Raw genomic sequence first — 26,529 nt, forward strand, 5'->3', positions numbered from 1 at the left:
TAAAATTATTGAAAAAACCATCAGTATTGTGGTATAATATCCCCAAGAAAGGGGGTAGGATATATGCCCAAAAGAATTCTTGTCGTGGAAGACGAACCAAACATGAGACTATTGGTTACGGAAGAACTTACCGATGCTGGCTATGACGTAGATGAAGCGGCAAATGGAGAAGAAGCCCTAAGAAAATTCACAGAAAAAACATACGATCTTGTAACGATTGATATAGAAATGCCTGGAATGAACGGTCTTGAACTTGCCGGAAAATTAAGAGAAATAAAGCGTGATGTTAAATTAGTATTGTTAACCGCTTATTCGCATTACAAAAGTGATATGGCTTCTTGGGCCGCTGATGCTTACGTTGTTAAATCTTCTGACTTGACAGAATTAAAAGAAATAATAAGCCGTTTAATTAACATGTGATATAGTGCCCACACCAGACAAAAAGGGGTGGGCACTCACCCCTTTTTGTCTTTATATATACAAATATAATAATTATATATAAATTCTAAGCAAAATCAGGAGGTGTTTGAATTGGATTACAAAGAAACGTTAAACTTGCCACAGACCAACTTCCAAATGAAAGCAAATTTAGTCCAAAAAGAACCGAACATGCTAAAATACTGGGAAGAGAAAGAAATTTACAAAAAAACACTTGAGACCCGTGAAGGTGCTCCAACGTATTTGCTCCATGATGGACCTCCTTACGCAAATGGAGATATCCATCTTGGTACCGCAATGAACAAGATTTTAAAAGATTTCGTAACAAGATACAAAACAATGCGCGGTTACAGAGTCCCATACGTACCTGGGTGGGATACACACGGTCTTCCAATTGAGCACAGAGTCACAACAACCCTTGGCGAAGAAGCAAAGAAAAAATCACCAGTTGAAATAAGAAAGCTTTGTAAAGAATTCGCTTTAAAATACGTGGATATCCAAAGAGAAGAATTTAAAAGACTTGGCGTGAAAGGCGATTGGGAGCATCCATACATAACACTCACACCAGAATACGAGTACCACATATTAGACGTATTCAAAACATTGGTTGAAAATGGGAACGTCTATCGTGGCAACAAACCAGTTTACTGGTGTCCAACTTGTAGAACTGCACTTGCGGAAGCAGAAATCGAATACCACGACCACGAATCCCCATCAATATACGTAAAATTCCAAATGATTGATCAACCAGATACATACGTTGTCATCTGGACAACAACACCTTGGACAATCCCTGCAAACGTTGCAATAGCGCTCCATCCAGAATACGAATATTTGAAAATCAAAGTCGGAAACGAATACTGGATTGTCGCCGATGGTCTATTGCAAAAATTCGCTTCAGAAACAGGTATCGAATTCCAAGTAACCGAAAAATTCTTAGGAAAGACCCTAGAAGGCAAATTAACAAAACATCCTTTGTACGACAGAACTTCCGTTATCGTACTCGCCGATTACGTTACTCTTGAAGATGGTACTGGTTGTGTCCATACAGCACCTGGTCATGGTGAAGAAGACTATCAGACTGGTTTAAAATACAACCTCCCAATCTTATCGCCAGTTGATGACGAAGGAAAATTCACAAAAGAAGCTGGAAAGTACGAAGGATTGAAAATATGGGACGCAAACAAAGTAGTAGTCGAAGATTTAGAAAAAGCAGGGGCATTGATAAAATTTGGAAAAATCAGCCACAGTTATCCACACTGCTGGCGCTGTAAAGGTCCCGTTATGTTCCGTGCAACACCTCAATGGTTTATCTCTGTCAATAAAAACAACTTAAGGGGAAAGGTTCTTGAACAAATAAAGAAAGTAAAATGGTTCCCAGCATGGGGAGAAAATAGAATCACCGCGATGGTCCAAGAAAGACCTGACTGGACTATATCAAGACAAAGAGTTTGGGGTGTACCAATCCCCGCAGTAAAATGTAAGTCATGCGACGAAGTTACACTCGATCCAAAAGTTATAGAACACTTTGCGAATATAGTCAAAGAAAAAGGTACAGATGCTTGGTTCGAACTTGACATAAAAGAACTTATGCCATCTGATTTCTCCTGCCCAAAGTGCGGAAGCAAAGAATTTGAAAAGACTTACGACACATTAGACGTTTGGATTGATTCAGGTTGTTCTTGGGAAGCGGTTATAAGGTCAAAGGGTGAGAAATTCCCCGTTGACTTGTACTTGGAAGGCGATGACCAACACAGAGGATGGTTCCAAAGCTCAATATTCCTCGCAACAGCAAAGACAGGAAATGCGCCATTCAAAACAGTTGTTACGCACGGATTTATCAAAGACGAACAAGGCAGAAAAATGAGTAAATCACTTGGAAACGTAATCGACCCAATGGAAATTGTAAATAAATACGGTGCGGACATACTAAGACTATGGGTGGCAAGCACCGACTTCTTTGATAACATAAGGGTTGGAAAGAATATAATAGAGCAACAAGTTGAAGTATATAGAAAACTTAGAAACACGCTCAGATACTTACTTAGCAACCTTTACGACTTCACAGAAAATGATATCTTACCATACGAAAAACTACTCCCACTTGACAAATGGGCACTTGGAAGATTACAGAAATACATTGAACAAGTAACTCAATATTACGAAGAATTTGAATACTCAAAAGTTTACAACGCAACAGTAAAATACTGTACTACAGAATTAAGCTCCATATACCTTGACATACTTAAAGACAGACTTTACGTTGAAGCCAAAGACTCAATTTACAGAAGGTCTGCACAAACAGTACTTTACTACATACTCGAAGCACTTATCAAAATCCTTGCGCCAATTATGCCATTTACAGCAGAAGAAGCTTACCAAGAAAGTCCGTTGAAAAAATATGAAAGCGTACACCTTGAAAATTGGCCAGAAGTGAGAAAAGAATTTATCAATGAAAACTTACTCGAAGAATTCCAACAACTGCTGCTTGTTAGAGACGACGTTCTAAAAGCACTCGAAAATGCACGTTCTTCTGATGTAATCGGTCACTCACTTGACGCACACGTTAAAATTGAACCTAAAAACAGTGAAATTAGTCAATTGCTTGAAAAATATGCCGATATGCTGGAAGACTTCTTTATCGTATCAAAAGTCTCTATATTAAATGAACTATCAGATGGTATAAACGGACAGCTTGTGACTGTATTAGTTGAACACGCGGAAGGTCAAAAATGTCAAAGATGTTGGAAATACCATCCAGATACAGGAAAAGATGAAAATCACCCAGAAACCTGTCCAAGGTGTAGCGCAGTACTGAGAGGGGAAAGAAAATAAAAACATGACTATTAAAAGACTAAACATGGAAACATTTAGAAAATCTTTTGTTTATAAGCTTCTAATATTAACAATATTCACATTCTTTGCATCCTCGGTGGTGTACGCCGCCGAGGCTTCTCTATCGATACCATCAAAATTGGGAATTAAAAAAATAGAGTTAAATAAGACTATAAAAGTCGACGGAAAAAATTATCCGTACACCTTTTTAGATGGAATGCTCCTTAAAGATGGTGAAAGAAAAATTACAATAGACAACAAGACATACACCGTGGAAGTTAAGACACAACCAGACAAAGAATCTATTGAAGTTACCCAATCTTTGTACGCTTATACATTCACCAAATCAGCGTTAGTAATTAATCCAACCAACCGTTCATTGGAAAACTCAGGGAAAAGTACTGAGGTAACTTTGTCTGAAAATCCTCAAATCGCAATATTTGAAGATGAATTCGGTAATATTTCCGATGTTATATTCATCCCTCCACTACTTGAAAAACTAGACATACTAGATTCCCAAGTCCCAATAACAAACATATCTGGAAAAAAATTCCTACTCTCTTCAAAATCACCTTACAGACTACTGAGCAAAGTTCTTCTAAACGAACAAAGTGGACTCATACTTGAAGAAGGTGTGGTTATAATAAACGCGCTCAACTCTGAGCTTAACATCAAAGGTTCATTCATATCAACAGGTCCAATAACTATTCTCGAAAGCGGAAGATTAAGCGTAACTCAAAGTGGCATACTTTACCTAAATGGGAATGCGTCCACTACAAATGTAAACTCCGATATAGGGGCTTTAATCTTTCTTGATAACGCGAAGGCTAACAATGCCAATTTAGTACTACCAAACTTCGTTGTCATAAGAAATTCTGAACTTCAAAATGTAACAATAAATGGCGCTTACGCTGTGTATATAATAAATTCAAAGATAGAAAACCTAAACATCCAAAATTGCGGAAAAGTATATATAAACAACTCTGTAGTAAACACCTTCGTGACTTCTCTACTTTCCAAAGTAATCATGTACGACTCTCAAATAGACAACTCTGAAATCTCGGATCTTTCTGAGCTGAACATAGTTAATTCGAAAATTTCATCGCTGAAAATTCTAAAAGGTGGATTAGTTAAATCAAAAAATTCTGAATTAAACCAAATTGATATTGATGATTATTCAATAATCTACTTATTCAATACAAGTGCAAACGCGCTCAACGTAGGCAATGGAAAATATTACAACCTTGAAAGTAAGATAAAAACAATAAACAAAATTAAAAAATGAAATCTTTCAGATTGTGGGGGTGAAAATGATGAATGATTGTGTATTTTGCAAAATAATCGATGGGCAAATACCTTCTGAAAAAGTATACGAAGACAATGACTTTATCGTTATCAAAGACATTCGCCCAGTCGCTCCTGTTCATCTGCTTGCGATATACAAAAAACACATTGCGACAATAAACGACCTTTCCGAAGAAGATTCTAAAAACATGTGGAAACTATTTGAAGTGATAAAAAAAGTAACAAAAGACCAAAACCTCGAAAGCTATAGAATCGTCCAAAACAATGGCAAAGACGCTGGTCAAGAAGTTCACCACATACACTTCCATATAATCGGCGGAAGAAAATTAGGCGCTTTGGGATGATTGAATCGATTCTGAGCTATCAAAATACAAATAATCAAACAAATTCACCAAAAATCGGCAATTGACATACAGATATAGGTAAGATAAAATCAAATTAGAAAAAGTGAATATTCTCCCAAGGGGAGCTCCATACTGCGGGGCTGAGAGGAGGGAGGCAATCCCTCGACCCTACGAACCTGATCCGGGTAATACCGGCGGAGGGATTGGGAGTGGTAATTATTGTAAAAAAGTTAAATAAGCAAAATGAAATATCAAAACAAAAATCCCTCCGAAGAAAATTCGGAGGGATTTTTTATTGTAAAAAACTTCAAAACAGAGAGGAGATGAGTATGAAAGACTTAAAGATTTCCCAACTTATCGTAAAGCATTACTTCCAAAAACTAAACGATGTGCTGAATGTAGATGTAGCTATAGCTGGATGTGGGCCAAGCGCCCTTGCTCTTGCCACAGAACTTGCCAAAAATGGTAGAAAAGTAGCGATTTTTGAGGCGAAAAACGAACCTGGCGGAGGTATTTGGGGCGGTGGAATGATGTTCAATGAACTAGTTTTGGAAAGTGAACTCGAATGGTATTTGAAGGAACATCATATTAAGTACAAAAAGGAAGATGAGTTCATCGTTGTTGATGCCGTGCACTTTGCTTCCGCAATGCTTTACAACGCAACGAAAAATGGTGCGTATATATTCAATAACGTATTCGTTGAAGACCTTGTTATGTACAATGAAAGAATATCCGGTGTTGTCATAAACTGGATGCCAACTATAAAGGAAAAATTACACGTCGACCCTATAACGGTTGTAGCTAAATTCACAGTTGACGGCACGGGACATCCAGCAAATCTCGTCAGATTACTCTCCAAAAGAGGAATAATTAATTCTGTAAAAGGTTCTTCGGAAAACCTTTGCTCATGCGGAGTTGTTGAATACGAATTTCCAATGGACGCTGAGAATGGTGAAAAATTCGTCGTTGAAAACACAAAAGAAATTTACCCCGGTCTTTACGTCATGGGCATGGCGGCGGTAAGTGTCGGTGGTGGACCAAGAATGGGGCCAATTTTCGGTGGAATGATAATGTCTGGTCTTCGCGCTGCTGAATTGATCGAAGAAGAAATAAAAAGGATAGAAACATCAGAAAACAAAAAGCTGGTGAAAGCATGACACAACTTGAAATGGCAAGAAACTCTCAAATATCTCCAGAAATGACAACCTGTGCACAATACGAAGTGGTAGATGTCAAAGAAATAATTGAAAAACTGGCACTTGGGAAAGCCGTTATACCAAAAAACAAAATCCACAAAATATCAAGACCAATGGTTGTCGGTGAAGGATTTTCTGTAAAAGTTAACGCAAACATTGGAACATCACTTGGCTATAGTTCACTTGAAGAAGAAATCGAAAAGTTAAAAGTAGCTATAGACTCTGGTGCGGATTCCGTCATGGTACTCTCCACGTGGGGAGATTTAAAGGAAATGAGAAGAATTTTAGTCGAAATGAGCCCTGTGCCGGTTGGTTCAGTACCAATTTACGATTCCGCTGTTCTTTCGTACAAATCTGGAAAAAACGTTGTAGATTTCTCAGAGAAAGATTTCATAGATATGGTTAAATCGCACGCAGAAGATGGTATAGACTTCATGACCATTCACGTTGGAATAACGAAAAACGTGCTTGAAAAGGTTAAAAACAACCAAAGAATACTAAAAATAGTTAGTCGCGGGGGAGCGATTGTCACAGGCTGGATGATAAAAAATAACAAAGAAAATCCTTTCTATGAGTATTTCGACGAGATATTAGATATAGCTAGAGAATACGACGTAACGCTTAGCTTAGGTGATGGCATGAGACCCGGCGCTATTCTTGATGCCACTGACCATCAACAATTGGAAGAATTGTTCGTTATGCGCGAATTGGTTGAAAGAGCTTGGGAAAAAGGCGTACAAGTCATGTTAGAGGGTCCTGGACACGTACCACTCAATGATATAGAGATGAACGTGAAATTGATGAAAAAAGTGGGAAAAGGTGCTCCAATATTTTTATTAGGTCCCCTCCCCACAGATAGAGGTGTTGGATACGACCATATAGTTAGCGCTATTGGAGGAGCTTTGGCAGCTTACTATGGTGCCGATTTCCTGTGTTATGTAACACCATCTGAGCATGTTTCACTTCCAACTGTTGAAGATGTCAAAGAAGGTGTTATAGCTTCAAAAATAGCAGCAACGATAGCCGATGTGGCTCGTGGAAACAAAAAAGCCTTAGAACTCGAAAAACAAATGGCCATAGCAAGGAGTAAATTTGATTGGGAGAAGATGTTCGAATTGGCTATCCACTCTGAAAAAGCTAAAGATTACTTAAAGAAAAGACCATACGAAGAAAAAGGCTGTTCGATGTGTGGTCCTTTTTGCGCAATAAAAATAGCTAACGAATACGCAAAATAAATAAAATCAAAAGGGGATAAAAAATGCGAAAAGGCATATCAACAAGCATGATAAGGGCAAATATCGAAAAAATAGAAACTTTACCGGTATCATCACATTACGAACTCACATTTTTTAAGCAACAAGATGTTGAGACAGTCTTAAACTTCCTAAAAAAACGAAACGCGACATTTGGAATACATGCACCGTTTATATACAAATACAAAGAAACGCATCCATTCCCAACGCACCTCTTAGAAGATTTGAGAATAGACACATACATAACGAACGTATTTTGTGGTAAATTTGCAAAAAACATAGGCGCAGAATATATAGTAATCCACTTTCCAAACGCAAAGCAGAAGGATAATTGGAAAAAGGAAAAGATAGTAAATCAAGCGATAAACCATATCGTAAATTTAAATCGAATTATAGAAACTAGAATTGAAAATGTATATTTAAATGATTATTTCCATAATCCACAAGATTATGTATGGCTCGCGAAGGAAACCAACACTAAGCTATGTATAGATATCGGCCATTTACTCATAGACGCGGAACATTACATGTTCGACACTATAGACTTTCTTAATCAAACAATTGAATACACCAAAGAATACCATCTTTATTACGCTGATATTGAAACATACAACAAATGTCACCATGCGCCGTGGGGGGATTCTTTACAATTCAAAAAAATACTCGAATTTATGATCCAAACTAAAGAATTAGATATAGATTTGTTAATCGAACCATCAAACGATTGTCCAAATGAATTGAGTAAGCTTTTAGAGTTTTGGGAGGCGGTCTAAACATGTCAAATACCGTACTTGTTGTATCCGGGTTTGATCCATCAGCAGGAGCCGGGATTTTACAGGATATAAAATCGTTATCTTTACTTGGAATAAGCGCAATCGGAGTTGTCAGCGCGTATACAGTTCAAAATAGTGAAAAAGTTTTTCTCGCAAAATTCAGAAAATGGGAAGAAATAGATTCGGAGTTAACAGTCCTTCCCGAGCCTGATTACGTAAAAATAGGTCTCATATCTCCTGAAATGGTCAAATTCATTCGAGAAAAATATCCTGATGCGAAAATTGTTTGGAACATTGTTCTCAAAGCAAGTTCTGGGTACGAATTTGAGCAAAGAGAAATCGTTAAAGAAAATTTTGATTACGCCGATTACATTGTTTTAAACAACAAAGAAGCGCAAGAGTTAGATGTTAAACCTTCAGAAAAATTTATTGTAACGTACGGCCATACCGAAGGAGAATACATTAGCGTTTACTATAATGACAAAGAGATGAAGACAAAAAGAATTAAAGGACCTAAAGGTTCATCATTCCACGGAACTGGATGTGCTTTCACAAGCATTTTCACAGGATTTCTATCTATGGATTACCCCGTGGAAGAGGCTATTCAATCTGCGATGATTGTAATGAGCAAAATTCTAGAAAGAAGTACGGAAATACAGCAAGTGCAAAGTGAAAAACTCGCCCGTGAGTGGATGAAATACGACGCATTAGAAAGCCTAAGAATCGTGAAGGAAGAAATAGAAAAGATAGGCCACTTAACTATTCCAGAAGTTGGTCAAAATATTTCTTACGCACTCCCATGGTCACAACGTGAAGAAGAAGTAGCTAAATTTCCAGGGAGAATAAGACTAAAGGAAGGAAAAGCGTGCTTTGTCTCAGACCCGTCTTTTAATGACAAATCGCACACAGCAAGAATGGCTATAACGGCAAAGTCATTCAAACCTTACATAAGATGCGTAAGTAATGTAAGATACGAAGAAAAGTACATAGAAAACGCAATGAAAAAAGGGTTGAAAGTATTTAAATACGATAGAAACTTGGAACCTGAAGAGATTAAAAACAGCGATGGGAGTTCCATGCAATGGATGATAAAATACGCCATAGAAAAGACAGGTGAACTCCCAGATATCATTTACGATGAAGGTTGGTATGGAAAAGAAGCGATGATAAGAGTATTCGGAAGAAATCCTCAAGAAGTAATACAGAAAATAAAAATAATCGTTGGCATTTCAGAATAGCAAAAATTAAAGGCTTCGGAAAAAGACCGAAGCCTTTAATTTTTATCAACCATTAAAAGCCTTTTTCAAATTCACCATCTCCAACGCAGCCATAGCTGCTTCAAACCCTTTGTTACCACTCTTTATTCCAGCTCTATTCAAAGCTTGTTCTACAGTATCCGTTGTCAACACGCCAAAAGTGATAGGAATCTTCGAAGTCATATTAAATTGAGCAACAACCTTTCCTATTTCATTAGCGACAATATTGAAATGGTAAGTCTCACCTTGGATAACAGCAGCTAATACAATTATCCCATCGTATCGTTCCTCCTGCTTTGTCATCAAATTAAGTGCATACGCAACTTCCATACTTCCCGGCACTCTAACAACTTCGATGTCTTCGTATCTCACACCATGCCTTGTCAAACAATCTACAGCACCCTCAAGAAGCCTTTCAGTAACGGTACTATTAAACCTTGACAAAACTATCCCAAAACGCAAACCTTCTCCTGAAAAACCGCCTTCAATTACTTTGTAATTTTTGTAACCGTTGCTCATAAATTGACCTCCTTTGACCCTTCAATCTCTATCAAATGACCAAATTTTTCTACCTTAGTCTTTAGATAACTCACATTGAATTTCGTTACTTTCCCATAAAGGCTCACACGTTCAACGACGCTTATCCCATAACTTTCTAAAGCCTTAACCTTGTTTGGATTATTCGTTAAAAGCCTTACTTTATCAATGCCAAGTGCTTTTAATATCTGACTTGCCGCTGCATAATCGCGCTGGTCAGGTTTAAACCCCAGTTTTACATTCGCCTCGTACGTATCCAACCCTTTATCTTGAAGTTCATAAGCACTTATTTTTGCGCTTAAACCTATATCCCTCCCTTCCTGCCTAAGGTAAATAAGCACTCCTCCATCTTTTTCTATCATCTTCAAAGCTTTACCAAGTTGCGAGCCGCAATCACACCTTAGAGAAGATAAGCAATCGCCAGTCACACATTCAGAGTGAATCCTTACAAGTGGCACACCTTGCCATCGCTTAACAAGCGCAAAATGCTCTTTGTAATCTAATTTATTGTCAAAAGAAACAATTTCAAATATCCCATATTCGGTTGGTAATTTCGCAGTGGATTTAATCTTGATAAGTTCATTACTTAAAACGTAAAGTCTCCATACATCTTTAATACTCATAGTCTTCAATTCAAACTTCTCAGCTAATTTACTTAAATAATCAAAATCATGCGAGTCGCCTCTCTCGTTTAAAATTTCAACAATAACAGAGTAAGGCTTAAATCCACACATTTTCATGAGCTCAACCGAAGATTCGCTGTGCCCACGCCTTTTGGAAAAATCCTGCGAACCAATCAACATCACATGACCTGGATACCTAAATTCACTTATTTTTTTGTCTCTATTAGCCAACGCCCTGCAAGTTACCGCCCTTTCATACGCACTTATCCCTGTACCATCACCAAAATCTATTGGAATAAAATAATTTGCGCCGTAATTCGTGGGCAACTTGAAAAATCCTCTGCTCAGTAAATCACCTTCCGGTGCAACCAAACAAAAAAGCCCTTTACCATACCTGACAAAAAATTCAACCATACTCTCATCGATAAGCTCGGCTGGATAAACAAAATCCCCTTCTTTTTCTCTATTCTCATCAATTAATATAAGTGGTTTACCCGAAAGAAAATACTCCCTCAAATCCTTCAAAATACCCAATTCAATACTCATACATCATCCCATCCTTATACCCCTTCTCAAGATTATTTAATTCATTATGAATAAACCTTGCTAATACATCAATCTCATAGTTGACATAGGAACCAGAGGTAATAAATTTAAACGTCGTATTTTCTATTGTGTGTGGTATAAGTTGAACAGTAAAAGTATCAAGAGATGCATTCGCGATAGTAAGACTAACTCCGTTCAAAGCTATAGAACCTTTCTTAACAACTCCCCATCTTTCCTTTGGCATGGAGAAAGTAAGATACAATGTTTTATCGTATATATGCTTAGCTATAAGCTTCACCATACCATCGACATGACCAGTCACAAAATGTCCAGAAACAGAATCTCCAAGTTTCAAAGCCCTTTCCAAATTAAATAACTTCTCGTATTTAATATTAGTTAACTTCAACGTTTCCGCCCCAACATCGAAATACATAAACGAATCGTCAAAATCTGTAAGTGTAAGACAAACACCGTTAATGGCAATACTCTCTCCCAGTGATAAATCTCCCCAACAACGCTCAATTTTCAACCTATTCCCCACCAAAACTCCCTTTGCTACCTTTTGTATTATCCCTGTGAACATCTCTTCATCACCACCAAGAATTCTTTCTTATTCTTCGAAACTTTAAAATGCTTAATCGAAAAATCGAAAGGGGAATCTATAAAATTCACTATATTTTCAAAAATACCTTTACCTTTACCCAAAGCTTTCAATCCGTAAAAACCATAAATCTCATCGGCAAAGGGCAAAAATTGGCTGAAAATCTCGCTCCCACCTTCTACTAGCACAGAATCTACACGTTCTTCCTTGTAAAGTGTCTTAAGAATCTCAATCGGTTCCAAAACATTAAATATCTTCACTCCATTCACTCCATTGAGCTCAGGAGCACTCACTTGCTTTTCCGTAAAAACAATCACCTTTTCGCCTTGAAATACGTTCAAATCTTTTATCTTTTCAAAAATAACACCTCTTTTATCAAGCACAACTTTTATAGGATTCCTCTTCTTGCTTTTTAAAAACCTAACGTTGAGCGTCGGATTATCTTTAATAACCGTACCTGCGCCCACTAAAACCGCCATATGTTCACTTCTCAATTTGTGAACAACCTTCCTCAACTCATCTGTAATCCATTTAGAGTTTCCGTTAACATCCGCGATTTTCCCATCAAGCGTAGCAGCGTATTTTAACGTAACATATGGAATCCCAGTCTCAACGGACTTAAAAAAGAACTTTGCCAATTCTCTCGCTTCTTCCTCGAGTAAGCCGATGTGCACATCCACACCATTTTTTCGCAATTTCTCAGCACCGTTTCCACTAATTGGATTAGGGTCCGTGCAAGCTATGTAAACCTCCTTTATTCCAGACTGAATTATCAAATCGGTACACGGTGGTGTCTTGCCATAGTGGTCGCACGGTTCAAGAGTTACGTACATAGTTGAACCAGTAAGGTCAATCCCTGCATTTAAAGCAGACAATATTGCGTTTCTTTCAGCATGGTATCCACCATAGTACTTGTGGTATCCCGTGCTCAAAATCTTGCCGTCTTTAACAATAACGGCACCAACAGGTGGGTTAGGATTTACAAACCCAATACCTTTCTTTGCAATAACTATGGCAAGTTTCATAAATCTTTCATGAACCTTATCTTCGTTCAGAAAAATCACCCCTTTTGAAGAATCAAAAATAAACGCCCCGAGAGTCTTTTTACTCTCGGGGCTTGATTACTAACCATTTAACATCTGAGCACAATAGCAAATGCTCTTGGTACTCTCTCCCATCCGGACTTTCACCGTCGGCTCCGGAATTCCACCGGATCAACCTTCCTACAAAAAACTTAAAAACTTTCGGAAGGCTCGCGGGCTTTCACCGCCGGTCGGGAATTTCACCCTGCCCCGAGAGTACCTGAATATTTTCAGAATATATTATACCACTTTATATTTTACAATATATCCCTTTGCTTTGTCTCAACACCCATTGTTCCTGCAACAATTGATGAAATAACAGAAAGTAAAGCAAGGTAACCAAAAATCTCAAGGAACGATTTATTATTGGCGAGCATAAAACCACCGTACTGAGGAGCCAATATACCTGCAATCCTTGCTATAACCCCCGCCATGCCATTCCCAGTTCCCCTCATCGCTGTTGGATAAAGTTCTGGTGTGTATGCGTAAACTAACCCCCAAACGCCCAACGTGAAGAACGATAAAAGTAAAGCAACAATTACCAATTGAACCGTCGAACTAACGAATGCCCATATAATAGAAGTAATAGCCATACCGAGCGTGTAAACAACCAAAGATTTTTTCCTTCCAATCTTCTCTATAAAATAAGCCGCAGAAAGATATCCTGGAAGTTGTGCAACCATCATAAAGAAAGTAAACCACAGAGATTTAGTCGCACTTAGTCCCTGCTGAGCGAATATCTTAGGCGCCCATGAAAATAGCGTATAGTAAACAAAACTCACCGTAAACCATTGAATCCATATCATTACAGTACGTTTAAAATAAGCACCCTTAAGTATATCAATTACACCTACTTTCGATTCGGGAATAGGCTCTATGTTATCTTCTATTTTAATCGAAAACACCTTTTCTAGCTTTTCTTTACCAGACTTTTTGAAAACAAACCTCGGTGATTCGGGAAGTTTAAACAACATTGGAAGCAACAAAATACCTATCAAGAAAACATAGTAACTTATCCTCCAACTAACACCAACCGTTAAAACAGAAATCAATCCAATGATTATACTTCCAATAGCCCAGCTAGCTTCAAGAAGAACCAGGTACGCCCCTCTTAATCCCCTACCTGTAAATTCAGCCATATAAGCATTCACAGATGGCATAAGGCCACCGTAACCGATACCTGCCAACAAACGAAGTACAATAAAAGTGCCAACATCTTTTGTAAACCCCAGCAACGCTGTGAAAATAACAGTAAATAAGAAATAAAGAATATTGGAAAGCTTCCTACCAAACATATCAGAAACTATTCCAACACTCAGTGCACCTATAAGCATACCAACGAATGTGGAGCTGATAACATTAGCAGAAGTTGAAACCGATAAATTCCATTCTTTCGATATATTCGGTAAAGTAAAAGACAAAACCAAAACTCCCGCTGCGTCAAACATCCACATCAAAGAAGTAATAAAAAGCATTTTCTTTTGATAGTTCGGTGCAATCTTCTGTTCTATTACACTGTCTAAGCTTAACACATTTACCACCTCCCAGTTTCGTATTTTACCATACATTACACTTATTGTCTACTAATGACAACAAAACAAAAGTACAAATATAATCGAAAACCGTACAAAATTGGTGTATAATTGTTTGATGTTGGAGCAAGAAAGAAAAACTATCGGAGGTGATTTAATATAAAAGTACTTGTTTATTTACCACTCAAAGTTGATGTGGCAAAAAGTTTGAACTTACCTGTTAAATTACCAGTTTTAGCGGAAGATTTGCCATTAATAACTGACCAAGATAACATTCCACTCGATGTTATACTCAGAGGCTTAGAAGAACAGTACAAGGTTGAGAAAAGTGACTATTGGTTATCTTACCTTGTATATTTTTACTATGAAAAATTCAAAGTTTTGCTAAACGAAAAAAATTACGCAGAAGCTGAAGAAATACTAAAAAAAGTAAAAGAACTCCATTACGACTATCGTTACCATTTCTACAACGCATTACTCCAAGCAAAAATGGGGAACTATGAATTCGCTGAAATCGAATTCAAACAAGCTTTAACACTTAACCCAGACTTTGCCTTAGCTTACTATGAACTAGGTAACGTACTATTCGCAGAAAAAGATTACGAAGATGCAATAGAAGCGTACAGAAAAGCTTACGAAAAAGACCCAAACTTCTTATTGCCTCTATTGAAAATAGGCGATACTTACATGGAGCTCGGTCAACTTGACGATGCGGAGATGTTTTACAAATCCATAATCGCACGCGACAAACTGCACCAGTATGCAACAAAAGAAGGGCTCGAAATCGAACCCATGCCAGAGGCATACCTCAGATTAGGTGTTTTATACAACCTTAGGCAACAATACGAAAAAGCCGAAGAAATATTCAAATTGGGACTTAGCACCGGTAAAAAAGCTGAGATTACCTACAATCTCGCTTATACACTTACAAAATTGGGCAAACATATGGAAGCTTACAAAATATTATTGGATTTATCAAAAGAAGTCCAGACACCAGAAGTCTTAAACGAACTTGGCATACTCCAAAGAAGACTTGGACTTTACGAAGAAGCATACGAAACATTCAAAAAAATAGAAGAACACTTCCCAGAAAATTTTGAAAGGATACAATTTTACGTTGGCAAGAAAGACTTTGAAAGTGAATACATCAACGAAATGAAAAAGGCGGAAAGTGTCTTAGAAAAAGTGAAATTCCCATTTGAAAAAGAATTGGAAATAATCATAGAATCAACGGACGATGATGGAAATATATTGATAGACAAATTCGCTGAAATTACAAAAATAAACATTCAACCATTCGATAATCACAACCCAAACTTTGAAAACTTCCCGTACATACTCTCAGGAATGTACATAGCGGGTACAGACCCAATTATAATGGAAAAGAACGCAACGATATTAACAATTGCGACAATAGGTACAGGACTTCCATTAGCTTGTACAACTACCATTCTAAGACTTTACCAATACATACTCTCTAACGAAAGCAACGTTGACCATTTCATAGAAGACATCCATCCGGAAATTGATGAACTACACTTCGACTTTTCTAAGCAACTGCTTGAATTACTCAATCAACCGTTGGACAACTTCTTCGATGCAGAAATCACAAATTACGCTGAATTCACACTCAACCTTGTAAAAGCCATTGGATACTTTCCAACAAAAGAAGAGATTGAGAACATAAAAAACGAAATGCTTAGAAAAACTGTCGGATTTTTAGTTGAAATAATGAACAAAATAAGAAAAGTATAAAAAATGTTAATAAATCACCCAAGCAAAGAGCGGTTATATCCCGCTCTTTGTTTTTTTGTACTTTACTCTAATTGACACTTATTTACTTTAAATGTAAAATATTAACAAGAAAAATTTGAAAACAGAAAAAACAAAAGGAGTGTTTGTAAATGAAAGTGATGTTTATCGGTGGGGGAAATATCGCAAATATAGTAATTGAAGAATTAAAGGATTATATAGACAAATGCTGGTATTTTGATATATCACCAACGAGTTTATCGAAAAAAAAGGAACTAAAATGTCATTTTCTTGAAAACTTTGAGATACCAGCCGAGGCAGATATAGTTGTGGAATGTGCTTCTGTTGAAGCGGTTAAAAAGTACGGAATAGAGGTTCTTAAATCTGGAAAAGACTTTTACATAATAAGCTCTGGTGCTTTTGCAGACGAAGAGTTTTTCGAAAAATTCATTGAGAAATTGAAAAATTCTAACTCGAATGTTTTCATACCATCTGGCGCAATAGGTGGAATTGACATTATATACGCGATTAGAAAATATATCGATTCAGTAACACTCACCACACGAAAGCCACCAAAAGCTTTTGGATTAGATAACGTTCAAAGTGAACAAATCATATTTTTCGGTAACGCAAGAGAAGCCATAAAAAAGTTTCCACAAAATACCAACGTTTCTGTAACCTTATCACTCGCTGTGGGAAGTTTTGAAAAAGTTAATGTAAAAATCCTTGCTGACCCAAGCGTAACTGAAAACATCCATGAAATAACAATCCACTCGAAAGTTGGCGATTACACAATAATTCACAAAAACAAACCTTCACCAAATCCAAAGACAAGCTATTTAGCTCCTCTTTCACTTGTGGCAAGTATAAGGAAAAAATTTGAAAAAATGAAAATTGGCTGAAAAAAGGGGGAAGTTAAAATATGCAAAAGTTCTCGAGTATAACACCTCAGGATATAAAGAAACTGGCCCAGGAAAAAGGTTATACAATTGTTGCACATAATTACCAAATTAAAGAATTACAAGAGATAGCTGATTATCTAGGGGATTCTTTGCAACTTGCAAGACTTGTGACAAAATTAGACTCACAAAAAATCCTATTCCTCGGTGTTGATTTCATGGCAGAGATGATAAAAGTTTTAAATCCAGAGAAAAAAGTTATAGTACCCGTTAGGTATTCCACTTGTCCAATGGCAAATTCATTATCCGTTTCCGATGTTTTGAACGCAAAAGAAAAATACAACGCCCCGTTTGTTGTTTATGTAAATAGCCGGACAGAAGTTAAAGCTGTTGCAGATGTCGTTTGCACATCCGCAAATGCTGTGGATGTCGTGAAAGCAATCGATAGTGACATCGTTTTAATGGGACCAGATAAAAACCTCGCCTCATTTGTTGCGGAAAAAACTGGCAAAAAAGTTATCCCCATACCTGGTGAAAATGGATATTGTTACGTGCACAATTACGTAACCGAAGAAGAAATAACTCAACTTATGAAAAAATACCCACAAGCAGAAGTTATGGCACATCCTGAAACTCCTGAAAACATTCGAAAACTCTCACACTTCGTTGGGAGCACATCACAAATGGAAAAATATCCAGCAAATTCGAATGCCAAAGAATTCATAGTTGTTACAGAAGTGGGTATGATTGAAAAATTGAAAAAGATTTATCCAGATAGATTATTTATTCCTGTGCCTTCAATGGTCTGTTACAATATGAAGAAAAATAATCTCAAAAACACATATCTTGCTTTATTAGAGGAAAGAGAAGAAATCGTTGTTCCAGAAGAAATCGCAAAAAAAGCAAGGAAAGCAATCGAGAAGATGTTAGAACTCACGGAAAATAGAAAAAATGAAAAGGAAGTGGGAATAAATGTACGATAAAATTGTTGAAAATATAGTTGACTTAATTAGAAAAGACGAAGGATTCATCGATTTCGCGTCTTATCCGTTAAAAGGTAAGAAAACATCTGCTTGTATAATTTTAAAAAACGAAGAAGCAATAATTTCAGGCGTTGAAATCGTGCAAAAAGTGCTCGAAAAGTTCAATATCGAAAGTGAATTTAAAGCAAAAGACGGTGAAAGAATCTTCAAAGGAGAGATTGCAACTCTATCTGGCGATGCGTACAATCTTCTCATCTGCGAAAGGACAATTCTAAACGTTTTGTCGTTCATGTCTTCCATAGCGACAAAGGCAAACGCGATTGTTGAACGCGCGAAAAAAATCAAACCAGATATAAAAATCGCTGCCACAAGAAAAACTATTCCATTTACAGGTGAATTACAAAAAATAGCAATTATGCATGCTGGAGGAGACACGCACAGATTAAACCTCTCAGATTGCGCGATGATAAAAGACAACCACATCGCGCTTTACGGTTCAATAGCAAACGCAGTACAACAAGTCAGAAAAAACCTGAGCTTTAGCAAAAAAATCGAAGTGGAAGCTGAAACAGAAGAGATGGCATTTGAAGCCGCTAAAGCAGGTGCGGATATCGTAATGCTTGACAACTTTTCCCCTTCCCAAGCATCCTCACTAGCCAAAAAATTAAAAGAAAGTTATCCACATATACTCATAGAACTCTCCGGAGGAGTCAATCCAGAAAAAATCGAAGAATACATCTGTGAACACATAGATATTATATCCATAGGAAAACTAACCACAGAGATAAAATACATAGACTTCAGTATGGAAATTGTGAAATGATATTTTGATTAAATCTATAGAAAACACCCCCATATTATTTTAGGGGGTGTTTATTTTTATTGTTAATTTTCAATCTTTTTCATCATATATCCTTTTTTCTCCTGTTATTTTCTGAATGGGTGCGATATCTTGTGTAACTTCTAAAGTCCCAAGATATTTTCCATTTTCATCTCTAACCGCGAAATATTGTATAAAAACGTATTTTTCACCAAGTTTAATCCAAAAATCGGCTTTATCTCTCTTTCCTGATTTAAAATCGGAAAGAATCTTGTTTACTATTTCTATACTTTTTTCCGGATGACAATTCTGAACTTTCCTTCCGATTACAGCCCTACTTCTAACAAATATCCTATCTTTTGTCTCACTGAAGTACTTCACTTCGTCATTCTCATCCACAAATGTTATATCAACCGGCAAAGTGTTTAATATCGCAACAAGTTGTTTCTTGGTCAATACACCGCTTGGAAATTCAATTTTATCACTCGGTGATTTTTCAAGATATTTTTTTATCATAGAATTGATTTTATCGATTGTTATATCTTCCTCATTAACGCTAACACGTTCCTTTGGATATTCTTCTGGCTTATAACAACAATATCCAATTTTATCAAATTCTTCTCTAATCATTTTCCACTCCTCGTCTGTTATTATTTCAAGAGCAGAAGGAAATAAAACAGAGTGTTCTTTGTATATGTGGTTTAATATTAGATCTACCATTCCTGTACTAATCTTCCACAACTTTTCTTTTAGTTCTTCAAAATTTGATGTCCTTTTTTCATTCATTTCTTTAAGTTCCTTCCTCAAATTCCTAAAAATATCATGCTCTTTCCACATAACCATAGGTGGCTTTTCAACACCATGCTTTTCAATAACCGAAAATAAAACATTTTCTTCCTTTTGAAAATAATACTCAAAATTTTCGAATTCATCGATAAACCCTTGAATCTTCACAATTAACGGCATAACTTCCGCAAAACCACCTTTTTGATTTATTTGTTCAACTAGCTTTTTAAATTCAACAACTTTTTCTTGTATATGCTCATGCTCTTTAACTAGTATATATATTGGATGCCATTTTGGGACATCAAGACTTGGTCCACTTACTTTATCTTTAAGAACATCGATGTGAATATTGCAAACTTTTCTCACTTCATCAACACTTATTCCTTCTTCTCTCATAAGCTCTTGTTCAACAATTGCTATTTCAAGAGGTGAAAATTCAGCAAGAACTTGTTGAATTTCCTTTTTTAGTTTTTCACTATCTTCTGTTTTCGTTCTCTTAATCAGATTTTTTAAATATTCCCTTTTGTTGAATACTTCACTCATATCAACACCTCCAAATTTAATTATTCTTGACTAATTAAATTTTACCATTGATTAACTCTGTATAAGTGTAACATAGGTTACGGTTTTCAGAATCAAATCTAGAAATTCTTGGCCACATAGTAAAACAATTTTTTGTTTTATTCAATGCTTTGTACTCTTAGCCTTCTTTCCATTCAATTGAGAATTGAAATAAAAAAATCTGTTGGAATTACCAACAGACTTTTTATTTCTTATTTCTATCAATCTTTAAACATCCATACCTTTATACAACCGTTTGGTTATTTGCACTGCCTCATAGTGGTTTACAATAGTCTCATAATAATTGAGCTTATACTCCAGTGGATTATGAATTTTGTAATTTTCTTCATTCTTCAATTCAGGAATATACTTTTTGATATACTCACAATTTGGGTCGAATTTTTCCGATTGTATCATGGGATTAAATATCCTAAGGGGTTTTGGGTCTGGGCCAACGGAAGCACTCCATTGCCAATTGCCAACGTTTAAAACCTCATCGTAATCAAGTAAGTACTCTCTGAAGAACTTCTCGCCAATACGCCAATCAATAAGTAAATCTTTCACTAAAAAATTAGCCACGATTAGCCTGACCCTGTTATGCATCCAATTTTCCTGTTTAAGTTGCCTAATTCCAGCATCGACAATTGGATATCCCGTCTGAGCGTTAATAAATTTCTCAAATAGCTTTTCGTCGTATCTCCATCTCACATTTCTTCTTTTTTCCAAAAATTCCAACTTATTAAACTCACTAAAATTATACTTTATATGATACCAAAACTCGCGCCATGCTAATTGCCTAACAAATTCTGGACTAACTTTACTTGCGATATTGTGTATCTTTCTTATCGATAAAACCCCAAAACGTATGTAAGGCGATAACCTAGAACTCATATCGAGCCCTGGAAAATCCCTTTGTTCTTGATACTTAGCAAAATCATAACTGCGCAACCTCTCAAATCCATAATCGTAAGTAAATACCTCATTCTTCTGATTTAGCTCTGGGAACTTAACCAGAATAGTATCTATTGTGTCCAAATCAAGGGCCACAACCTTTCTTTTTAATTCTTCGATATTTATCTCATATTCCTGACTCTCCACATACCCAAGCCACTTTTTGTAAAACGGGGTGAATACCTTGGTGTACGGTATCTTTCTAAAATCGGCAAGATAGTTATCGAACACAGCATGAAATTTCACATTATACTTCTGGCAAACTTTTTCAATATTCCTATCTCGCTCCTCACCTTGCCAAGAAAATGATTGCGCTGTATAAAGCGCATCTGGTTTATAATTTGAGAACAAAAATTCTAATATCTCATCATCTTCTCCATGAAAAACATACAAATTTATCTTCTTAGAAATATTCTTCAAAACATCGACAACAAAACCAACTTTCTGGTTGTAAGCGTTGAATTCTTTAAGGATGGTCTTATTGAATACAAAAATCGGAATGATTTTAGATGAATTTTTTAGCGCTTCAAATAATGCTTTGTTGTCATCTAACCTAAGGTCTCTTTTAAAAAGATACACAGAAAGCATATAATCACCCCACAAGGCAATTTTAGACAATTATTATTTTTAATTATACCCTATGCAAATCAAAAAAATTAAAAATAAAATTTGACAATCAAAATTAGATTTGGTATAATATAGTACAGAATATCACTTTAAACAAATGGAGGGAAAAATATGTTAGAATTAGGACAAAAAGCACCAAATTTTGAATTGGTTGACCATGAATTGAAACCTGTTAAATTATCAGAATTAAAAGGAAAAGTGGTTCTTGCGTTTTATCCGGGTGCATTCACAAGTGTATGTGAGAAAGAGCTTTGTACATTCAGAGATATGATGGCAAAATTCAACAACCTTAACGCAACGGTATTCGGAATAAGCATTGATACACCATTTGCGAACAAAGCATTCGCTGAAAAGAACAAATTAAACTTCAGATTGCTATCTGATTTTGGTGGAAACGTCGCAAAACAATACGGTGGTGTACATGAGAACTTCATCAATATTCCAAATTACACAGTGGCAAAAAGAGCTGTTTTCGTTCTTGACGATGGTGTGGTAATATATAAATGGGTAACGGACAATCCAGCAGTTGAACCACCTTACGAAGAAATACAAAAAGTTTTAGGTTAAGTTTTTAAAAAAGGAGGGAAAGAGACATGATAAGCGAAAGAGTACTTAAGGCATTAAACGAACAAGTTGGTAAAGAGATTTTCTCTTCATATCTGTATCTCTCAATGGCAACTTACTTTGACTCAATAGACCTCTTAGGTTTTGGCAAATGGATGAAAGTACAAGCCAGAGAAGAACTTGGTCATGCAATGAAGATATACGAATTTATATACGAACGTGGTGGAAGAGTTGAACTCCCAGCGATTGAAAAACCGCAATCGAATTGGGAAAGCCCACTTAAAGCATTTGAAGCAGCTTACAATCACGAAAGATTTATAACTGAAAGCATAAACAAAATCTATTCTCTTGCAAAAGAAGAAAACGATTACGCGACCCAAGAATTTTTGAATTGGTTTGTGAAAGAACAAGTTGAAGAAGAAGCTCAAACAGAACTTATACTTAAGAAACTCCAAAAATTACAAGATTCTCCTACTGCGCTTTACATGCTCGATAAAGAAGCTGGCTCAAGAGAATAATTTTAAAACACTTACAAAAAGCAAGAGCACGTTACGTGCTCTTGCTTTTGTTTTATACAATTTACACAATCTCTTTAAATCCATTCCCAAAAACCATGGGCGCTTCATTTACAACAAAGAACGCTTCCTTATCTATCTCCCTTATTTTAGCAACCAATTCATGTAGCTCTCTTCTTTTCAACGTCACGAAAAGAACTTTTCGCGGTTTTTGAGTATACCCACCTGTAGCATCGAATATAGTGACTCCTCTGTTAAGTCCATTTAATACGAATTCTTTAATCTCTTCGTATTTTTCCGAAACTATCCAAACATTTATAGACAACTCCAAACCCTTCAAAACAAAATCAATAGTTGTTCCATTCACGATAATTGCCAATATAGAATACATCCCAGTATTTATATCGTATGCGAAACCCGCGGACATACCTATGGAAAAATCAAGTACCAATATTCCAAGCCCCATTGGAAACCCAAAGAATTTGTTCATTATTTTCGCGAGTATATCTGTACCTCCAGTTGATGCATTTTGAGAAAAAGTCAAAGCCATCCCTATAGCTGTCAAAATATCGCCAAAAAACACTGCGATAATCATATCACCATTGTACTTGTAAATTGGGATTATTCTGTCGAAAAAATCGATGAAAAAGTTGAACATAAAGGTACAATAAATTGTCTTGAAGCTAAAATCGAAACCAACCAAAATAAACGCAATTAAAAATAACACTATATTTATCACATACATCCAAACACCAACCGATAGATGAATGAATCTATTTAAGACTATAGCCAACCCAGATGCCCCACCAGCTGCGATATTGTTTGGAATTAGAAAAATCACAACACCCAAAGCCGTTATCAACACACCAATTGTGGAAACAAAATACTCTTTTACAAGGCGAATGCGCTTTTCACTTCCCATGGAAATTTCACCACCCTAACACCGTATTCTCTCATCTTCTCCTCTTTGTACTTAATTTTCCCGTGCTCACCCTCGACTATCGCACCGGCATGCCCCATTCTTTTACCTTCCGGCGCATGTCTTCCCGCAAAAAAGCTCACAATATTACTTGGCTTAAACCCCATCTTAATCGCCTCAGCAACACCTATAATCTCATCTTCTCCACCAATTTCACCAATTAAAACAACCTTTTCAAAACCAAGTTTCGCGACTTCTTTAAAAGCCTCTGAGACATTCAAACCAATAACTGGATCTCCACCAAGTCCTATCCCTATAGAAACTCCATAACTTTCACCTATATACTTCGCAATCTCGTACATCAACGTCCCACTTCTCGAAATAATGGCTACCTCACCTTCTTTAAAATACTTTTCAGGCATAATACCAAGTTTTACTTTCTCTTTTGGATATATAACCCCAGGACAATTAGGACCAACCAGCGTCAGATTATTTTTCTTAACGATATCAACCATCTTTAAAGTATCATGGATAGGTACATGCTCTGTTATTACGACAAACTTCTTCACACCATTATTGAAAGCATCCAAAAATGCTTCCATTACATACGGAGCAGGCACAAAGAATATCGCCGTATCGACATTAAAACCTTTACTAACATAATCGGACAGTGTATTATAAACAGGCACATTGTGTACTTCCTTAATTTCATCATTTTTACTCACACCACAGACAACATTGGTACCGTATTCTATCATCTTCTTTGTATGGTAACTTCCATATCTACCAGTTATGCCATAAACGCAGACTTTTTCATTAGAAAAGAACATCTTTCATCAACTCCTTTTTCTTTGCCTCTTCATTTTGAATTAACATTATCAATTCGTTCATATCACTAACAGCGGTCATACCAATACTGCTAAGTAATTTTTTTGCCTCTTCTTCCTTATTCCCAGAAATCCTTAAAAACAGTTCGACATCCGGATGTCTTTCTTTAAACAAAACTATCGCCTCGGCGACTTGCAAGCAATCTGTTATGCCACCAAAAATATTAAGCACTATCTTTTTAGAAATTCTTGAAACCTTTTTCAGTGCTTCAAAAACATTCTCACGGGTCGCGCCACCACCAACGTCGTAAAAATTGGCAGGTTCAAAACCAAATTCTTTTAACATATCTATCGTTGCCATAACAATTCCTGCGCCACAACCTATAACCCCATACGAACCTCCAAGTAAAACCATCTCATTCTCTCTTCCATCCATTCGCTCTATCGCCCAATTTTGCCTAAACAAGGCATTATCATCAACGTGCATTACTGTATCAAGCATCACATATCCATTCTCGGTAACTCCGACAGGATTTATTTCTAAAAGTGTTAAATCAAGTTTTTTAAAGATATCCAACAACATTTCTGCAGTCTTCCTAAATTCAGCTGGCAAATCGCCAATTGAATACGTTTTCAAAACCTTATCTGGAAACATTCTTGACACTTCCTCTATATCAACACCACCAAACTCAGAATAAATCATCAATATATTTCTATTCGTCCTATCGATCGTAATACCAAAGTACAACTCTTTGTCGTGTTTCACAAATTCTTCAATCAATACTCCTTCCGGCATTTCACCTTTTATCTCTTTATTCACAAGCTCTCGCAACGCTCTCATACTTTCTTCCAAGTTCTTTGCGATGATTACCCCTCCAGCTTTCATCCTTCCTCCAACAAGAACCTGAGATTTCAAAACCTGTGGAAAGCCGAGCTCCAAAATCTTTTGAGTGAGTTCCTTCGAATCGATATCCTCTTCTTTGACAAATAAGCTCCTTGGTACATAAAAACCATGTTCGCTCAAAAGTCTTTTCCCCACATACTCTTGAATCTTCATAGAAATCCCCTCCTCACAACTTTTCTAGGATTTTCAAGAATTTTAAAACAGAAAATTTCCCAAAAATCTATGGTTTTTGGGAATGCCATCCTACGAAGGCAGGTCTCCCGACTTGTGGCTCATCCTACTCTGCTCGCCTTCCCAGCTAAAAAAGCCAGTGGCCAGTTGAGCATTTCGTCCCCACTCACGGTGGCCCGACCGTCCCGGATTCTCACCGGAGTTCCCTATTAAGCCTTTCGGCACCTTCGCAGTTTGGAATATTAACTTTTTCACAACTTTATTCTAAATCATTCACAAGATAATGTCTAGTCGAATAACGCCTTTGAAATCATTTTTTCTTACCAAATAAGGATTTTTAAATTATCCTATCTTTCTAATGCTTTTGTATGGACAACTTTCCAAATTCAAATTTGTAAATAACCTATTCAAAAATACTATCTAAATCCTCGATTTTTAAATCTTCAATGCTCTTATCCTCTGAGTACTTTATCTGAGCAAGCTTCACTTTATTTGAACCATCTAATATATACCTTGCCAAAGCTTTATCTATGGGCGAAAGATTTTCTTCAAAAATTTTATCTTTCTCCACCCAAACGAGTTCTCCTTCATCACTTTGGATAAATTTGTCACTATTCAATTCTGCCACGAATATAAAAAGTACCCAATTGTAATGCTCCGGTCCTTCTTCAGATGTTACCATTTTCAACCTAAGATTGTTGAGTTCAAGTCCTGTTTCTTCTCTAAATTCCCTTCTAATTGCTTCTTCTATCCCTTCTCCATCTTCAACCTTTCCACCAGGTGGAACAAGAAATCCAGAAAAAGGCTCTCTTGTTCTATTAATAAATAAAATCTTCCCATCGTATTGCGCATAGCATATAACTGCTAACCGTTGCTTTGGGCTCTTGATAAGCTTTTGGGCTATCTCCGTGTATTTCACATTATCCAAC

At 36.6% G+C, this 26,529-nt stretch carries 25 protein-coding genes and 3 riboswitches; of the genes, 14 read left to right on the forward strand and 11 right to left on the reverse strand.

The features are described 5' to 3' along the window. The first annotated feature begins 63 nt into the window (after positions 1–63). The 8 genes from AS161_RS08145 (at position 64) to AS161_RS08180 (ending at position 9,382) form a co-directional block, all read left to right on the forward strand. Positions 64–420 carry a response regulator gene (locus AS161_RS08145; protein WP_011994576.1) on the forward strand — a complete coding sequence of 119 codons (357 nt, stop codon included), beginning with the start codon at positions 64–66 and terminating at the stop codon, positions 418–420. A 111-nt stretch (positions 421–531) separates the two neighbouring features. After that, entirely contained in the window at positions 532–3,273 is a 2,742-nt protein-coding gene (gene ileS / locus AS161_RS08150) for an isoleucine--tRNA ligase (protein ID WP_164542419.1), read from the forward strand. A 4-nt stretch (positions 3,274–3,277) separates the two neighbouring features. Beyond that, positions 3,278–4,558, forward strand: a complete 1,281-nt coding sequence (locus tag AS161_RS08155; protein ID WP_164542420.1) for a hypothetical protein — start codon at positions 3,278–3,280, stop codon at positions 4,556–4,558. Positions 4,559–4,586: 28 nt separating this feature from the next. Further along, a complete protein-coding gene (locus AS161_RS08160; RefSeq protein ID WP_011994573.1) occupies positions 4,587–4,922 on the forward strand; it encodes a histidine triad nucleotide-binding protein in 336 nt (111 codons plus the stop codon). A gap of 108 nt (positions 4,923–5,030) precedes the next feature. Then, a riboswitch (TPP riboswitch) is annotated at positions 5,031–5,143 on the forward strand. A gap of 108 nt (positions 5,144–5,251) precedes the next feature. Beyond that, positions 5,252–6,079, forward strand: coding sequence for a sulfide-dependent adenosine diphosphate thiazole synthase (locus AS161_RS08165; protein ID WP_164542478.1), 828 nt, complete (start codon positions 5,252–5,254; stop codon positions 6,077–6,079). Beyond that, entirely contained in the window at positions 6,076–7,353 is a 1,278-nt protein-coding gene (gene thiC, locus AS161_RS08170; RefSeq protein ID WP_164542421.1) for a phosphomethylpyrimidine synthase ThiC, read from the forward strand. Before AS161_RS08165 ends, thiC begins: the two co-directional genes overlap by 4 nt. 23 nt (positions 7,354–7,376) lie before the next feature. After that, positions 7,377–8,144: a sugar phosphate isomerase/epimerase gene (locus AS161_RS08175; RefSeq protein WP_164542422.1), complete on the forward strand. Its 768-nt coding sequence runs from the start codon at positions 7,377–7,379 to the stop codon at positions 8,142–8,144. Positions 8,145–8,146: 2 nt separating this feature from the next. After that, a complete protein-coding gene (locus tag AS161_RS08180) occupies positions 8,147–9,382 on the forward strand; it encodes a thiamine-phosphate synthase family protein (RefSeq protein ID WP_164542423.1) in 1,236 nt (411 codons plus the stop codon). Positions 9,383–9,427: 45 nt separating this feature from the next. Here AS161_RS08180 and ribH read toward each other — a convergent pair whose 3' ends face one another. From ribH to AS161_RS08205, 5 genes are all read right to left on the reverse strand, one after another. Then, the gene (ribH, locus tag AS161_RS08185) at positions 9,428–9,919 is read right to left on the reverse strand and encodes a 6,7-dimethyl-8-ribityllumazine synthase (protein WP_011994568.1); all 492 of its coding nucleotides are present in this window, start codon (positions 9,917–9,919) and stop codon (positions 9,428–9,430) included. Next, positions 9,916–11,106 (reverse strand): bifunctional 3,4-dihydroxy-2-butanone-4-phosphate synthase/GTP cyclohydrolase II, encoded by a 1,191-nt coding sequence (locus AS161_RS08190; RefSeq protein ID WP_011994567.1) that lies wholly within the window; start codon positions 11,104–11,106, stop codon positions 9,916–9,918. The genes ribH and AS161_RS08190 overlap by 4 nt, the downstream gene beginning before the upstream one ends. Further along, on the reverse strand, positions 11,096–11,635 hold the full coding sequence (locus AS161_RS08195; RefSeq protein WP_238374581.1) for a riboflavin synthase: 540 nt from the start codon (positions 11,633–11,635) through the stop codon (positions 11,096–11,098). The genes AS161_RS08190 and AS161_RS08195 overlap by 11 nt, the downstream gene beginning before the upstream one ends. A 38-nt stretch (positions 11,636–11,673) precedes the next feature. After that, positions 11,674–12,771: a bifunctional diaminohydroxyphosphoribosylaminopyrimidine deaminase/5-amino-6-(5-phosphoribosylamino)uracil reductase RibD gene (ribD, locus tag AS161_RS08200; protein ID WP_241241366.1), complete on the reverse strand. Its 1,098-nt coding sequence runs from the start codon at positions 12,769–12,771 to the stop codon at positions 11,674–11,676. Between the two features lie 98 nt (positions 12,772–12,869). Next, positions 12,870–13,011: riboswitch (FMN riboswitch) on the reverse strand. Positions 13,012–13,046: 35 nt separating this feature from the next. Beyond that, positions 13,047–14,321, reverse strand: a complete 1,275-nt coding sequence (locus AS161_RS08205; protein WP_206518804.1) for an MFS transporter — start codon at positions 14,319–14,321, stop codon at positions 13,047–13,049. Between the two features lie 207 nt (positions 14,322–14,528). Between AS161_RS08205 and AS161_RS08210 the strand changes: the two genes are divergently transcribed. From AS161_RS08210 to nadC, 4 genes are all read left to right on the forward strand, one after another. Continuing rightward, positions 14,529–16,076 (forward strand): tetratricopeptide repeat protein, encoded by a 1,548-nt coding sequence (locus AS161_RS08210; RefSeq protein ID WP_241241367.1) that lies wholly within the window; start codon positions 14,529–14,531, stop codon positions 16,074–16,076. A 149-nt stretch (positions 16,077–16,225) separates the two neighbouring features. Further along, positions 16,226–16,975, forward strand: a complete 750-nt coding sequence (gene nadX, locus AS161_RS08215; RefSeq protein ID WP_164542425.1) for an aspartate dehydrogenase — start codon at positions 16,226–16,228, stop codon at positions 16,973–16,975. A 20-nt stretch (positions 16,976–16,995) separates the two neighbouring features. Continuing rightward, positions 16,996–17,955: a quinolinate synthase NadA gene (gene nadA / locus AS161_RS08220; RefSeq protein WP_164542426.1), complete on the forward strand. Its 960-nt coding sequence runs from the start codon at positions 16,996–16,998 to the stop codon at positions 17,953–17,955. Then, positions 17,945–18,778, forward strand: a complete 834-nt coding sequence (nadC, locus tag AS161_RS08225) for a carboxylating nicotinate-nucleotide diphosphorylase (protein WP_206518805.1) — start codon at positions 17,945–17,947, stop codon at positions 18,776–18,778. Before nadA ends, nadC begins: the two co-directional genes overlap by 11 nt. Positions 18,779–18,847: 69 nt before the next feature. Here the strand turns inward: nadC and AS161_RS08230 are convergent, their stop codons facing one another. Both AS161_RS08230 and AS161_RS08235 read right to left on the reverse strand, forming a co-directional pair. Further along, a complete protein-coding gene (locus AS161_RS08230; protein WP_164542427.1) occupies positions 18,848–20,104 on the reverse strand; it encodes a DUF438 domain-containing protein in 1,257 nt (418 codons plus the stop codon). 246 nt (positions 20,105–20,350) lie between these two features. Next, a complete protein-coding gene (locus AS161_RS08235) occupies positions 20,351–21,661 on the reverse strand; it encodes a deoxyribodipyrimidine photo-lyase (RefSeq protein ID WP_164542428.1) in 1,311 nt (436 codons plus the stop codon). A gap of 150 nt (positions 21,662–21,811) precedes the next feature. Here AS161_RS08235 and AS161_RS08240 point away from each other — a divergent pair, with 150 nt between their 5' ends. Together AS161_RS08240 and AS161_RS08245 are read left to right on the forward strand one after the other, a co-directional pair. Further along, positions 21,812–22,267, forward strand: coding sequence for a peroxiredoxin (locus tag AS161_RS08240; RefSeq protein ID WP_164542429.1), 456 nt, complete (start codon positions 21,812–21,814; stop codon positions 22,265–22,267). A 26-nt stretch (positions 22,268–22,293) separates the two neighbouring features. Beyond that, a complete protein-coding gene (locus AS161_RS08245; protein WP_164542430.1) occupies positions 22,294–22,782 on the forward strand; it encodes a ferritin in 489 nt (162 codons plus the stop codon). 61 nt (positions 22,783–22,843) lie between these two features. On the opposite strand, the gene AS161_RS08250 is transcribed toward AS161_RS08245, so the two are convergent. From AS161_RS08250 to AS161_RS08265, 4 genes are all read right to left on the reverse strand, one after another. Then, positions 22,844–23,701 carry a YitT family protein gene (locus AS161_RS08250; RefSeq protein WP_164542431.1) on the reverse strand — a complete coding sequence of 286 codons (858 nt, stop codon included), beginning with the start codon at positions 23,699–23,701 and terminating at the stop codon, positions 22,844–22,846. Next, complete coding sequence (locus tag AS161_RS08255) at positions 23,671–24,528, reverse strand: CoA-binding protein (RefSeq protein WP_164542432.1); 858 nt, start codon at positions 24,526–24,528, stop codon at positions 23,671–23,673. The genes AS161_RS08250 and AS161_RS08255 overlap by 31 nt, the downstream gene beginning before the upstream one ends. Continuing rightward, entirely contained in the window at positions 24,515–25,582 is a 1,068-nt protein-coding gene (locus AS161_RS08260) for an ATP-grasp domain-containing protein (protein WP_164542433.1), read from the reverse strand. The genes AS161_RS08255 and AS161_RS08260 overlap by 14 nt, the downstream gene beginning before the upstream one ends. Before the next feature lie 79 nt (positions 25,583–25,661). Further along, positions 25,662–25,844, reverse strand: a riboswitch (cobalamin riboswitch). 159 nt (positions 25,845–26,003) lie between these two features. Then, complete coding sequence (locus AS161_RS08265) at positions 26,004–26,519, reverse strand: NUDIX domain-containing protein (RefSeq protein WP_011994531.1); 516 nt, start codon at positions 26,517–26,519, stop codon at positions 26,004–26,006. Positions 26,520–26,529 lie beyond the last annotated feature (10 nt).

This window comes from Fervidobacterium sp. 2310opik-2, from assembly GCF_011057735.1.
GTDB classification, from domain to species: Bacteria; Thermotogota; Thermotogae; order Thermotogales; family Fervidobacteriaceae; genus Fervidobacterium; species Fervidobacterium nodosum.